The organism is Muriicola jejuensis (assembly GCF_010671595.1).
GTDB classification, from domain to species: domain Bacteria; phylum Bacteroidota; class Bacteroidia; order Flavobacteriales; family Flavobacteriaceae; genus Muriicola; species Muriicola jejuensis.
This window is the reverse complement of record NZ_JAABOP010000001.1, coordinates 1,205,095-1,220,651: the sequence shown is the minus strand read 5'-3', so window position 1 is coordinate 1,220,651 and position 15,557 is coordinate 1,205,095. Positions and strand designations below refer to the sequence as shown.

Annotated in this window: 3 protein-coding genes; all 3 read right to left on the bottom strand. The window is 50.1% G+C overall.

The window, feature by feature from the left end:
* Positions 1-11: 11 nt before the first annotated feature.
* Genes GWK09_RS05380 through GWK09_RS05370 form a run of 3 tightly spaced genes read right to left on the bottom strand, consistent with a single transcriptional unit; the run spans position 12 to position 15,553 of the window.
* Entirely contained in the window at positions 12-13,184 is a 13,173-nt protein-coding gene (locus tag GWK09_RS05380; RefSeq protein ID WP_163691964.1) for a T9SS type B sorting domain-containing protein, read from the bottom strand.
* 6 nt (positions 13,185-13,190) lie between these two features.
* Positions 13,191-13,418 carry a hypothetical protein gene (locus GWK09_RS05375; protein ID WP_163691963.1) on the bottom strand — a complete coding sequence of 76 codons (228 nt, stop codon included), beginning with the start codon at positions 13,416-13,418 and terminating at the stop codon, positions 13,191-13,193.
* On the bottom strand, positions 13,418-15,553 hold the full coding sequence (locus GWK09_RS05370; protein WP_163691962.1) for a PorP/SprF family type IX secretion system membrane protein: 2,136 nt from the start codon (positions 15,551-15,553) through the stop codon (positions 13,418-13,420). Before GWK09_RS05370 ends, GWK09_RS05375 begins: the two co-directional genes overlap by 1 nt.
* Positions 15,554-15,557 lie beyond the last annotated feature (4 nt).

Below are 15,557 nucleotides of genomic sequence, written 5' to 3'. Positions count from 1 at the left end.
GTTAAATCGGCTTATCGGTATAATGTAAAGTGACCCACGAATTCCCTGTCATCCCGTTCTCCATTGAGTTTCACGATGTACCAGTAATCCCCGGTAGGCAATTCAGATCCTTTGTACGTCCCGTCCCAACCTGTGTGGTCTATGGACATTACACCGATCTCCCTACCATAACGGTCAAATATTTTTATTAGTATTTCAGGGAAGCCCTCCATATTCCTCGGGATCCAGAGATCGTTCATCCCATCTCCGTCCGGAGTGAAGAAATTTGGGATCTCTATATCGATGAATTCCATAAAGATCTGGGCCTCCATCTCACATCCCAGGCTGTCTACCACTCGCACGGTGTGCGTTGCAGTCTCTGTGATGTAATACGTGTTGTCAGAACCATTGTCATCATCATTGAAATAGAAGGTGTAAGGGGGCAATCCGCCTGCGGCTATCGCTGTGATCTCATTGATGTTGTTCTGTTCCAGCGTCAGGGTGAGCGGCTGGTAGTCTTCGATCTCAAAATCAAGCGTCAGGACACAGCCATTCGCATGCGAGATTGCAACATAATGAGGCCCGGGAGCGATGTTGGTAAAATCAGGGTTCAGCTGCATGTCTGCAGGATCCGTTGAATCCAGGGCGTACATAATGGAACCGAGCACCGATGGGTCGTCCATGGTAATGTTGATATAATTACCAGGGATATTTCCGGTACATTCATACACAGGTACCACCACCCCATTTAAGTTCACTCCGGGTTCGATCTCAACGATAACGTTGGTTTCACAATCATTCGCATCCCGAATAAAGACCACATAGGTTCCTGCGGCCAGGTCTGAATAGAAGAACTGGTCCTGTACAAAGGCTGAATCAACCGTAGTGTTCAGCGCAGTCCTGTATGGGGCCGTTCCTCCGGAAACACTGACGGTAATCGTTCCATCCTCGCTACCGGCACATATCTCAGGCTCGGCCACAAAGGTTGCCGTAACAGGCGAAGGCTGGGTTATGGTGAACTGGAAGGTGATAAAACACCCGTTCACATCCTGGGCGATCACGTCGTACACCCCTGGGGCCAGTCGGTCAAAGTAATTTACCGTATCGAACTGGTTCAGGTTGGGAGAGATGGCGTATAAAATATTGCCGGTACCTCCTGAAACTTCTACCGTAATGGTACCATCTGCCTCCCCGGCACAGGTAACATTGGTGAATTCCTGCCGGTCTATCTGAAGCGGCATCGGATCTGTGATCAGGATCTCTGAAGTTACCTCCACACAATCCCCGCTGGTCACACGGATATAATAACTGCCGGCGAGCAGGGTATTGAATTCCCCGTCTGCCTGCGGACCAGTCAGCAAGTTGGTCAGGGCAGCATCGGAATAGAGTTCGTAATTGTAATTTCCGAGTCCGCCTGTGGCATCCGCAATGATGGTAGCGGTGGCCTCACCCGTACAATTGATCACGGCGGCACTGAGGTCGAGGTTGATCATCAGGGGCGGCACAGGGTCAACTGTCACCTGGTTGCTGATATTGGCCTCACATCCAAAAGAATCTCTGACATAGTACTGGTAGGCACCTGGAGTCACGGTAAAGGTGTGGGTATTGCCACCAGACATAGGTGAGAAGACCACGTTATCCGTGCTGTATTCATAAGGCCCGGTTCCCCCTGTGGCGGTCAGGATGATTTGTGCATCATTAGTACAGGTCATTGCAGATGCCTGGATCAGAGAACTCTCCACATCCGAAGGTTCACTGATGATAACCTGGACGGTCTCCACGTCACAATCCCACCCATCGGAAACAGTAATGCTGTAAATACCAGCGCCGAGGTTGTTAAATACTGGGCTTGTCTGTCCTCCACTGGTAAAATCGATCACGGTCCCTGTGGGGTCGTAATAATTCAACTGGTATTGGTAAACACCCTGTCCCCCCATCACGTTGATAGCCGTCACGGTGGCATTGGTATCCCCATAACACACCAAAGTGGTTGGGGTTGCAGTGATATCCGCAGAAATAGGTGCTGGCTGTGTTAAAGTGATGGCGTCGTTGAGAACACATCCTCCCGCATCGGTTATATCCACGGTAAAATTACCAGCAGACAGACCTGTAAAGATCCGGCTGTTCACTCCGTTTGCGGTGTACACCTGCCCTGTGGTGGTATTGGTCAGCACGATGTCATAGGGTGCGTACCCACCGGAAGGATCCACCAGGATCTCTCCCTGGTCATTCGTACAGGTCACGTTCGCAATCTCATTCACAATGGCTGCCAGAGGCGAGCTTGGAGAGACAATGGTAATGATGTTGCTGTCTTCAGCACAGAAGGGATAGGCCGTCTCGGTCACCCTGATAAAGTAATTTCCAGCGGGCAATCCATTGACGGACAATGGATTTGTGCTCGTATCAGCTGATCCCACAATACCTGTGGATACTCCTGCTGAAGTGAAGACTTCATAGTCATAGGTTCCGGTAAATCCGGTGATATTGATCTCCGCTGCACCGTTCGAATCCCCGTAGCACACCACTGGAGTAGTTGCAGTTGCAACCACATCGATGGTGTCATAAGGCAGGATCTCATAAGGAGCGGTTGTGAAATAACATCCCGTGGTATTGTCGGTGATCCTGAATACATAACTTCCTACCACACTGAGGTCGAATTCGGCCGTGGTACTCGTAGGGGTCGCTGTGAGGGTTGCATTAGGATTACCCACAGGAAGAGCCTCCACGGTATAGGTATTGGCAGGATTACCGTCATCGGTGATGGTGATCAGCACCTGTTCCGGATCCACACAGGAAATAGCTGTAACCTGGCTGACGCTGGCCGTAAAGACATTCAGCGGATCGATGGTGACCAGGTCTGTGGCGATGCAGCCGTTGTTATCCCTTACGGTGACAGTGATATTCTGTACCACACCGGTATCGTTGATATTAAAGGTGTTGTTGCTAAAGAAGTTCACCCCGTCAATGCTGTAAGAATAAGGAGCTGTTCCGTCTGTAGCCACTGCCGTGATAACGGCCCGGGCTACCGAATTATCCGGATTACAGGCAAAGGTCGTAGCCGAAGCGGTCAATGTCAAAGGCAGGGGCTCATTGATGATCACCGTCTCTGTATGGACACAATTGCGGTCTGATGTGACCGTGATGTCATAGGATCCTGCAGCCAGATTATTGAACAGCGGACTGGTCTGAACAACAGGTGGATTCACTCCATCGTCCAGGGTATAGGTATAGGGCGGATTGTCATTAGACGGATCCAGAACCACCTGAATAAAGCCATCACTTCCCCCCGCACAGGAGACATCTTCCAGGTTGTAGGTAAATGTCACCGGGGTTGGGGTTTCAAGGGCAATAGGCGCCTGAGCATCACAGCCTGAACCTGAAATATCGTATACCACAGCCGTGTAATTGCCGGGGGCAAGGCCTGTAAAGGTGTTGGATGCCTGGGGCACTCCACCGATCACACTTACTCCACCTCCGTCCAGAAGGTCGTACTCGTAGCTTCCAGAACCACCACTTGCCGTGATCCTGATCTCCCCGTCATTCAGGGCGCAGGATGGCTGTACCACCACTTCAGGGGTGAGGCTGAGCGGAGGCAGGATGGTAATGATATCCGTATCCAAACATCCGTTGGCATCCCTGACAGTCACGGTATAAGTGCCTGGGGCGGATACCGTCAAGGTGGGGCTCGACTGGTACCCTGCGCCCACGCTGTACTGAAGCGGTGTTACTCCCGTACCCACAACGGTAAAGCTGTAGGTGGTTCCATCGGAAGTACACTGATCTGTAGCGAAAGCCGGTGCGGTCACTGTAGGCAACGGATCCTCGTTTACTGTCACTGTGATGAAAGTGAAACATCCATTCGCATCCTGTACATAGATATCGTAGTCTGCCGGATAGGTAGCCGGATTCAGGATGGCACTTGCACTGGCTGAATAATCACCCGGCGCGGGGACGTTTCCGGTAGGCATAAAGGCATATTGATAGGCAGGAGTTCCTCCTGAAGCCTGCACGCTTACCTGTGCTCCGATATTACAATTCGCATTGATATTGCTTGTTACTACAAGGGCTACCGGGGCCGCAGGAGCACCAATGGTCACGGTATTTGAGAGATCATCGCAGTAAGGTGTATCGGTTGCGATCACCTCCACGTAGAAATTCCCTGCAGGCAGACCTGAAATGGTCCTTGGATTGACAGAAGTGTCTGTTGGTACTACTCCCGTTACCGGAGCCCCGGCACTGTCAAACACCTGGTAGGTATAATTGCCGAGGTAATTGTTTACCTGTATGGACATCTCGCCATCAGCGTCTCCGAAGCAGGTTACAGGCGTAACCGCTGTGGCAATCACCTCGATAAGGTCATATGGCGGAATGTTGTAAGGTACGGTGGTGAACCAGCAACCCGTTACGTTGTCTGTTACCCTGAACGTGTAGTCCCCGGGAGCAGACAGGTCGAAATCAGCTGTAAATATTCCTGCACCAGGTGATTGTGTAGGTTGGCTACCCAAAGGCAGCAGGTCGAAATCAAAATCGCCTGATCCTCCTGTAACGGTCAGCCTTACAGTCTCATCGTTACTGCATGTGATGGCAACGATCTGTGCCAGGCTAACATCAGTGATCACTGGCAATGGATTGATGGTCACGATGTCTGTATCCGTGCATCCATTCGCATCACGTATGGTCACGGTTATATTTTGAACGGCTCCGGTATCATTGACATTAAAAGTGTTTGAGCTGAAGAAATTTACCCCATCTATGCTGTACATATATGGTGCTGTACCATCAGACCCAACAGCCGTGATCACGGCCTGGGTTGGTGCATTTCCTGCATCACAGGCAAAGTCGGTTATTGTAGCCACCACGTCAACAGGGGCGGGTTCTGTGATCGTAAAGGGTATCCTGTCCTCACAGAGCCTGGAGGAACGTGTAAGGATCTCGTAGTTGCCTGCGGCAAGACCGGTGAAGGTGGGAGAGGCCTGAGGTCCGGATAGAAGGATCAATCCTGTACCGTCATACAGTTCGTATTCGTAAGGCGGGTTATTCATTCCCGGATCAAGGACGGCCGTTACCGTACCGTCACTGCCGCCAGAACAGCTTACATCAGTCTGTGTAATGGTAAAGGACACCAGGGTGGGTATAGTAAGTTCAAGACTTACAGATGCACCGCACCCCAAGACGAGGCTGTCATATACATAAGCAGTATACACGCCGGGAGCAAGCCCTGTGAACAGAGGAGATACCTGAGGCCCCGCAACACTCAGGGCGCCGAGGAAGAGCTCATAGGTATATACTCCGGAGCCTCCATATGGGGTTAAGAGTAATTGGCCGTCATTGGCGGCACAGGTAGGTTGAACCAGAGCCTCCGCTGTAAGGGATGAAGGCGGATAGATTGTAACTGAATCCGAAAACTCACATCCGTTGGAATCTCTGACAGTATACGTGTAGCTGCCTGAGGTCAAACCAGTATAGTCGAATATATCTCCGGCATTGACCAGGGTGGTGCTCTGAAAGGCGCCCCCGTTCACACTGATGGCGTATGGACCAATTCCGGCATTATCCAATGTTATCCTGACCTCAAAAGCTCCTTCGGAGGCCGCACACTGATTGAGTACAACCGCAGAGATCACAGGCTGAGGATCTGCAGCGATCACCACGTCCAGAACAGGAGACATACAACCGTTGGCGTCCATGGCGTACACATCCCAGTCGGTATTTACGGCAGGATCCAGTTCGGCGTAGTTGCTCGCGGTGAAGTCGCCCGGATTCGGGGCCACACCGTCCTGTACAAAGGCATAGGTCAAGCTTCCGGAACCTCCATTGGCTATTACGGTTACCTGGGCATCCTCGTTACAGTTCGCGTTGTTGTTATCTACGAGATTCAGGATGATAGGGCTTGGCTCCAGGATCCTGAATGCATAGGTATTGGAACAGAAAGGAGAAGTAGCTTCCTCAAAGAAGAGCACGTAATCTCCCGGAGGGATGTTGGTGATATTGACCACAGGGGTAGGGCCGGGTCCGGCCGGACCTGTTACTGTGCCACTATAAGGGGCTCCCAAAGGATTATTGGTGAGAGATTCCAGCACACTGTAATTGATATCGGTCACGGTTCCGTCATACCCTTCGATCTGGAAGGAAATACTTCCGTTGGTATCCCCGAAACAGGTCACGTCGGTCACCACAGGATCTGCCACCACATCGATGGACGAGAGGGTCGGAATGGTCACTTCCACATAGCTGGAACACATCGTTCCATCATCGATGGCCTGGAAGATATAGGTCTGTCCGGCATTCAGCCCGGTAAAGGTGGCGGTTTCTTCAAGAGGGCCTGGGCCAGGCACCTCCGTAGTGGGGCCTACTCCTGAACCGTAGATGGAGAAAGTATAACTACCGGATCCTCCATCAGCCGAGAGTTCCACCGTACCTCCCGTTGGGCAGTCCACGATGGCCGGCGCTGCATTCAGGGTAAGGAAAGGATTGGCCCTGACGCGCACCGGGTTTTCGTAGTATTCACATCCGTTTGCATCGATGATACGCACATAGTAATCTCCAAAATCCAGCCCGTCAAAGGAGACAGAAGTTGCCGAGGTATTGACTATGGGGTTCGACCCGGTCACGGGTACGATATTGTTCAGGTTGTCGTAAAGCGTATAAGTAAAGTTTGGCACTCCACCACTGGTAATCGTAATGTCTATCCTACCAGGAATATCTCCTACTCCTACGCCACCGCAACTCACGTCTATAGGTGTGACCGTAGCATCAAAGAGAGCCGGGTCATTAAGGGTTACGGTATCTGTATAAAGACAGCCCTTGGAATCCTGGACCGTAAAACTGTACGTCCCCGCGCCAATACCTGTGTATACGGTTTGAGATGTAAAAGGAGAACCGTCAAAGCTGATGAGGTAGGGAGAAATTCCAAAATTCGGATCCACGTTGATCTCCACGATCCCGTTGGTATCCCCATTACAGGTCGGATCTGTGGCAGAGGCCGTAGCAAATGGGTTCACGGCCGGGGTCACGGTGACCACATTGGATTCACCCACACATCCCTGGCTGTCGGTAACCCTGAACTGATAAGTTCCTGGTGTGGAGGTGGTATAAGGGAAACCGCCGCCATAAGCGACATATCCTCCGCCGTTTACATTGATTTCATAGGTATAAGGACTGTACCCTCCTGTTGTGGTGACATCTATGACAGCATCAGGCGATACCGAACAATCGAGGTCCTTGGTCAGATTGGCATTTGCCGTGAGTTCGGGCTCAATGGTTAGTGTTACATCATCTGTACATCCATTTGAATCCAGGACAGTAAAGGTGTAATTACCGGGGATCAGGTCATTGAACGTATTGGAAGTCTGGGTAGGACCTCCGTTAATACTGTAATAGTAAGGGGCGAGACCTCCTGTTGCGCCTACTACCACAGTAGCCAGGCTTGTGGAGGCATAACACAGGTCGGACGCAGGATCTATACTGGCCACGGGATTCGCTGGGGTGACGATATCAAATGTATCTGAAACGGTACACCCACCTGCATCGGTGACATTGATGGTGTAAGTACCCAGTTGGTTCAGTCCGTAGAAGGAGTTAAGGGCCTGTGGTCCCAGGGTACTGGTATCCGGTTGGACGAGCTCATAGGTATACCCGCCCCATCCGTCTGTGGCCGTGATGGTCACACTCGCATCTGTGGTACAGGTCAGCGGAGTAACCACAAAGGTAAAGGCGAGCGGATTGGCAGGCTCGCTCACAGTAATGGTATCTGTATCCGTACAGTTAGTGGTTTCATCAGTCACTACAATGGTGTAGTTTCCAGCCAACAGGCCGGTAAGGTTGATGGTCGCAGCGGATTGACCGGTCACGGCTGCCCCTCCATTGACGGAATAGGAATAGGTCGTGGCAAAATCAGAGACCGCAAAATCGATCGCACCATCGGCTGCCCCCACACAACTTACGTCGCTTACCAGAACCCCTGCAACCTGCACCTGTGTGACAGGGTTAAGGGTGAAATTCTCGTCATAGCTACATCCGTTGCTGTCAGTTACCCTGAAAGTATAGGTGTCGGGCGCAAGTCCGGTAAATACGTTGCTGTTCCCATTATTCACGGCAACAGGGGCGATGATCTCATAGGTAATCGCTCCTACTCCCCCGGTCACGGTGAGTGTGATATCCGAGGTCTGTGCAGGACAGTTCGGAGGTGTAGCCGAGAAAGAGATGTCTGTTGGTGGATCCAGGGGCGGGATCACGGCAGGGGCTGTAACAAACGTACAACCGTTACTGTCCATTACAGTGATGGTATAGGTGCCATCTGTAAGACCGGTAAATGTATCCCCGGCCTGGAAGGTAATTCCGTCTATGCTGTAGGTGTAGCCGGGTGTTCCGCCGGACACATTCTGGACTTGAATAGAGCCTGTCTGAAGGCACGTATAGCTCTGGATGATCACTGCATCAGCCGAGATAGGATTCGGCGCTGTAAGGGTCACAGAACCGCTATATAGACATGATTTGCTGTCCCTGATAACGTAATTATAAGTACCGGCAGGCAGATTGCTGTACACGGTCTGGTTCGAGAACCCTGCCCCGTTAAAATCGACCTGATAAGGCGCAGTTCCGAAATTGGGGTCGATCAGGATCTCCACGGAACCATCTGCATTGCTGTCACAGGTTGGATTCGTAGCAGCATGAGTTGCAACCGGGTTCGTGATTGGGTCCACGACGATAGTGGTCTGGGCGGTACACCCCTCGCTGTCCGTCACCAGGAAGGTGAAAGAACCATCGGTTGGAGTGGTGAATGTAAAGCTATTGCCCACCACGGCTACACTTCCACCGCCATTTACCTGGTAGCTGAAAGGCGCATAGCCCCCATTAATGGTGACATCGATCACGGCATCAGGAGATACCGTACAATCTAATTCTTTGGTAAGGACACCGCTAAGGGTGAGCTGAGGTTCGATAGTAACAGTATTGGAGGTAGCTGTACAACCGTATGAATCGGTCACCACAACAGTGTATGACCCAGGACTCAGATTGGCAAATACATTGGAGCTCTGGTTGGCACCTCCGTTCAGGCTGTAGGAATAAGGGCCTACTCCACCGGTAACGTTGGCATTCAAAGTCACCCCTGTGGCAGGGTCATAACAAAGGTCCGTAGCCGGGTCGAGCGTAAGGCTCGGAATACCGGGTGCAGCGATCACAAAAGTGTCTGCTACCACGCATCCCTCAGAATCCGTAACCCTGATCGTATACGTTCCTGTTTGGGTCAGGCCGGAGAAGAAATTGCTTCCCTGGGGCCCTAAAATCGTCGTGTCTGGTTGTTCTAATTGGTAGGAATAACCACCCCATCCTCCACTGGCTGAAATAGTTACCGAAGCGTCGGAAGCACAGGTAAGTGGAGTCGTATTGAAGGTAAAGCTCAAGGCTGTTGCGGGCTCGCTGACCGTAATGGTTTCGGTGTCCGTACAGTTCGTGACCTCATCTGTGACCACAATGGTGTAGTCTGCAGCAACAAGTCCGGTGAGGCTGATGTTGTTGGCAGACTGTCCGGATACGACGGCTCCCCCGTTAATGGTGTATGAATAGGTGGAACTAAATCCTGATACAGAATAGGACACCTCTCCATCGGCACCGCCAAAGCAGGATACGTTGCTCACCAGGGTCCCCGACACCTGTATAGGGACTACGGGGGCGATAGTGTAATTTTCTTCGTAAAAGCATCCGTTCGCATCGGTTACCCTGAAGGTATAAGTGTCTGGACTGAGTCCGGGAAATACGTTGTTATTCCCATTATTTACGGCGGAAGGGGCTACGATCTCATAGGTCAGCGGAGTGGTTCCTCCTGTAACACTTAAAGTAACATCCGAGGTCTGAGACGGACAATTAGGCGCTGTAGCAGTAAATGAAATGTCCGTAGGAATATTCAAAGGAGGAATTACCACGCTATTAGTCACAAAAAGACATCCATTGGCATCCCGTATGGTGATGCTGTAGGTGCCGTCAGTCAGCCCTGTAAAAGTTTCCGAACCAGGACCGGATACAAAGTTCACCCCGTCGATACTGTATTCATAGGGGGGATTTCCTCCGGTTACACCCTGTGCCTCTATGATGGCGTCCTGCAGGCAAGTGTAAGGCTGAGTGAGAACGGCCGTTCCTGTAACACTATCTACAGGTCCGCCTATAGTAAACGTTTCTATAAAATCGCAGGTGTCAGAACCATTGGTCTGAGTCAGGGTGAGGGAATAATTCCCCTGTCCAAGTCCGGTAAATGTCCCCGAACCATTAGACACTGTAGAAGTATCGGGATAGGTCAAGGTATAGGAAACGGTATACCCATTGCTGTTGTTGATGGTCACAGACACAGAGCCGTCTGCAGCACCCAAACAGGCCTCATCCACAGGGTTAACCGTGTAGTCCACGGCTGGTTCTACGGTGATCGTTGCCACATTTGAAAGGGCCCAGCAGTTGTTTCCATCAACCACCACAAATACGTAGTCTCCTTCTTCCCCATTGGTAAATGTAAAATCATTCTCAACCTGGAATTCAGAAGGCGGGATATCGGAAATATCGGTATATGTGGTTGCACCGTTATAGCTCCAAATCGCATAGACATATTCCGGGTTTGGAAATCCTCCTGTACCGGTAACCGTAATGGTTCCATCGGTACAATCTATGGGTTTAGTAGTAACGGCATTGACAGCCAGATCAGTTACGTCGTTGATGGTGACTGTCTGGGTGATATCGCATCCGTCATCGGTAGTAACCCTCACATCGTAAACCCCGTCATTGAGATTTTGAAATGTATAGTTGTTGTCATTAGTTGGACCATGGGTGTCAATCGTAGTTCCACCTTGTGAAATTTCGTAATAGTATTGGGGTTCAACATTCAGAGCGGAAATGGAGATTTCACCCAAACCATTACAATCCGTATCCTTGGTTGATATGTCCAGCTGGATGTCCCTGTCGAGAACCCCTATGTTCTCCAGGCGGAAAACACACCCGTCTGTCACACCGACCTGCCTCATTTCAATGCTGTAGGCCCCGTTGCTGGTGATCGTAAAACTAGGTCCGTTATTGGCACTAAAAGGAACCAGAATGTTGCCAGTCGTGGCATCCAGCAACTGGTATTCATATCCGGCCGGCATATTGGTAACAGTAATGTTACCGTCACTTGCACAGATCAGATCGGTTTTGTTGTATTGTGGATCAAGCGGGTTCTTAAAGATGTTGAAGTAGAAACGGGTAAAACACCCGTTCTGATAATTGATGATAAGGCGGTATTCCCCGGCGTTCTCCGCGAGGAAATTGCTGCCAATGCCGACATTGTTCCAGGTACAACCCGAATTCTTGTTGGCACAATCTGCCCCGGCTGAAGAACAGCTGGCAGTATCCAATTGTTCCCATTGTATACTGGTCGCATCCGGGATGTTGATCTGGATCAGTTCGGTATCATTGAGACCGCACAGGAATATTTTTGGAAGTAATTCTCCGTCATTAGGACAGGTGACCACCTCTCCCTCCACCGTATTGGTGGGGTCGTTGATCAGATCGATGATGGGATTGGTTTGAGTAGTTCCGAAATTCTCTACGGTGATGATCTCCTGGAACCCCTTGCAGGGATCGGCTACGATCTTGTCGACGATGTACATTCCTACCTCAGTAACGAGCTGCGTACTGGGATCTCCATCAGGGTCTCCGTCATCAATAACCGTATCTCCCGGGTCTATCACACCGTCCTGATTCTCATCCCGGTACCAGACATAGCTATCAAAATTATCGCCTGCGTCGAGCAGAACATTGTCTCCGCATAGTTGCACAGTACGGCTGTAGTCACAGCTTTCAAGATCATCCAAAAGGAAGTTCGTCGCTCCAGGAGTCACAAAACCACAGGCGTCAAAATCAGAAACACTGGGGTCGTCCGTGATTACGTTGTTGTTGATCACCCCCTGATAGGTGGAATAGGCCTGGTTGGGGATCTGGTCGGTACAGGCGTCCACGAAGTCAAAACAGTTTTCTGCCACCCGAACCCGCATCCGGATGGACCGAGAGGGATCTCCTTCTTCTACGATATTGTCTGGGATATAAAAAGCGATCTCATTGCTGGCTGCATCGAATACATAGGTAACCCCAGGTGGGAGAACAAGATTGGCAAGGTCAATAGTTACGTTCACGGGAAGGATGTCCCGCAGAACGTAATTGGTGGCATCGTCATTTCCTATATTTTCAAAGGAAAGGACATAATCAAGGTACTGGCCAAGATTGACACCCATTCCTGTTATATCATTTCCGGCAATATCCTCCACCTTCTTTTCCACCACGATGTTCGGCTCTATGATCTCAATATTAAAAGAGTTGAAGAAGGGATAGTATTGATCTCCGTTGGAAGTAAATCTCAGCGTTGCTGCAGTCTCATTGTTAGGTATGACTGAGTTCCCTGGGTTGTTCAAAAGGAACATGTCGGTATCATAACCCAGGGTGTTGACGCTATTGGGATTTCTGTTCGTTGTTATTGCCCCGTTTAAGGTAATATTGCTGTTAAAGAAATTGTTGGCCGGATTTACACCATTGCTAATGGTTGTAAATCCTGGAACCATTGCCGAACTGATCTGCATCCGGTCACCAGTGATCCTGTTGTCCCCTTCTAAAGAAGCAGCGCCGATATTGGCTCGTACCGGACCTACAGGGATCGTATTAAAGCCAGAATAATTGATATCTACCGAAGGGTTTGCACTTCGCACCCTGGCAAATCCGTCAAAAGTAGTGATCAGTTTTCCGGTGAGCGTTGGGTTTTCATAGACTATTACCAAAGTCCATCCCGCTGCAGCTCCTCCTCCGGGAGACAGGGAGCCCACTACGGAGCGGACATTTGCAACGGTGTAATCCCCGGTGGGATCTGGTAATGCGGTGAGCAGGGCCGTAACATCGGCATAACAGGCATACGGACTGTTCTGCCTCATGGAGGCGTCTCCGCTTGTAAAACCATCGTATATGACCTGGTCCGCGGTAATATCTACATAACCTGCGCCAGGTACCCTGAACCTTACCTGGTTAAAATCATTCTGCCGATTGGTGCCCACTGCCTGCCCTGCCTGTTCGCTCGGATAGGTAGCAGACCAATACAATCCGGCGTATCGGATAAGGTTACAGCTGGCATCCGGGAAGGTAAAAGTGGCCGAACTGGAACTGAATGTAGCGGGATCGCTGTCAACGTCGATGTATTGCATGTTCAGTCAATCGTTGTAGGTAGAGGAATTCCCCGTGGCATTGTAGGGGTCTTCGGGTTCCGTGTTGCCGGTGCCCCCATCTCGGTTTACGATATTGTTGGCAATAAAGGTCAGGTCGCCCTTGATATTATTCTGATATCGAATAGTAAAAGGCGTAAATTCCTGTGCATAACCCATTAATGTAAAAAGGGTTATACCAGCAAGCAATATTTTTCGAGTAAAGTTCAGTCTCATTAGGCAATAAGATTTGGGGTGACTCGCATGATCCACATCTTGTCGTTATAGGAGTCGTTGAGTTTTGAGTAGTAAGAGATCAGGGCGTTGTTCCAGGAGTTGTGCTTTTTTAAATATACGTAGCGGTATTTATTTTCCGGATTGATAAAATAACTGGCGCTGAGCCCTTTTGAATTGAGTAGTCTTACGAATTTTACAGCATTGTTCGGATTGGCAAAAACATTGGCGATGATATAGTAATCTGTATGCCCGTTTTGGATACCGGGATTTTGTTCCTCAGGCAGGTTTCCGGCCACTTTGTCCTGCACCACCACATTCTTTCTCAGCACGTCTGCACCGAACTTGGAAGACCTTTCCTTGATCTTGTCTGCATTTGCGATATACCGATCGTTTCGATAACGATTTTCTACATTCATTACCCAGAGATCCCCACTGTAGTTCCCTCCCATTTTGCTGTGGTAAGCCTGTTCAGCCTCTTGCCAGCTGTCGAATCTCTTCAGGTATACATATTTTAATCCGTTCTTGGGGTTGTCGATATAACTGGCAGGGAAACCTTCCCCTGTCATGGCATCCACAAATTTGTTGAGGTAATGCTCATCCCTGTAGACATTCGCTACCACGTAATAGCCGTCTTCCACGCCTTCCAGGTCCCTGAACTTTCTGCTTTTTACTCCGGTAGCCTGTGTGGTGTTGGCCGACTTCTTCTTTTCCTGAGGAGCCTGTACCTGGGCTACGGCATCACGCGACTGTGTTTCTGTTACTGCAGGTGGGGTTTTCTTCTTTTCGATCACGTCCCTTACTTGTGTCTTGGCTATGATCGGGCGGGTGTCTTCTGCCTCCTGGAGATTTTTCTCCGGTCCTTCTTTTTGATCTTCGGTATTTTCTTGGGCGAGGGCCGGCTTGTCATTGTTGATGAAGTAGACCTCTTCTGCTCGTTTTTCCAGATCAGGACGGTTGCCGGCAGTCTCACGCCTTACCATCCTCATGACCCTTTCAAACCGGTCTTCCAGGTCTCTTTGCCTGTTGTTTTCCAGGGAGTCCTGTCGGTACATGAGTTCGGCCAGGATGGCATCGTTCTCAGCGAGCCTCCTTTTGAGTTCCTTTATCTCGGTGTCCTTATCAGTTAGGTCCTCAGAGAGTACTGCCTCCTCGTCATCCTCATTCTGCGCAAGAACATCCTCGGAATCTTCCAGCATTACCCTGTCTTCAGTAAGGTTGGGGGTAAAGGAATAAGCAAAGGAGATCTCATGGGTGAGTCCGAAATTATCAAAGTTGTTGGACAGGCCTTTTTCCATGGTATAGCCTATGGAAAGCCTTTTGTTCAGGTTGAAACCAACCCCGGCGGATGCTCCGTAAAAACTGTCATATCCTCCCTGTACCCAACCTAGTTTGGGCATGTCCAGGATGAGGTTTCCGCCCAGGACAAAGTCGTCTTGCCCTACTTTTCTCGCCCGGGCTAATGGCATGAGGCGGGCATTCTCAAAGATGCCGGATGTATTTTCAAACTGATGGGTATATTGCAGGTGGCCCGAAAAGGTCTTGTCTGCGAAATCCGAAACGGATTCCTGGGTTTTCAGGTTGTAATCAAAGAGGTTTTCTGCAAAGAGTCCAAAGTCGAACTTCCCGTAGGAAAGGTTAAATCCTGGCTGGAATGAAAGGAGGGACACCTCCTGGAATCCGTTCAGCAGCGGGTCATCCTCTACAGGATTAGCCCTGTTTCTGTCAAATCCACTATTGTAATAGGATACGTTCGCACCAAAGGTAAAATTGCTCTTGTCATTGAGCTTGATACCGTAGGCGTAATTGGCAAGAACGCCGTAGTTGCTGATGATCCCTTCCCGCTGGGTATAAAGGCTAAGCCCCAACCCTGTACGGTCATTCATCCGTCCGCTATAACTCAGGAAATAAGTCTGGTTATTGTCGTCGAAGGTAACCGATTGGTTTCTGTGCAGGAGGTTGATGTACGACTTGTCTTCCCTCACCGTTGAAAAGGTTGGGTTGATGAGGAACCTGTTAAACTTCAACAGGTTCTGTGAAGGCACATCATACGTTATAAACGGATTGTCTTCCTGGGCTTTAACACCCAGGAAGCTCAATGCACATAATAACAATAGAAGGGATATTCTTGGTTTCATCGGT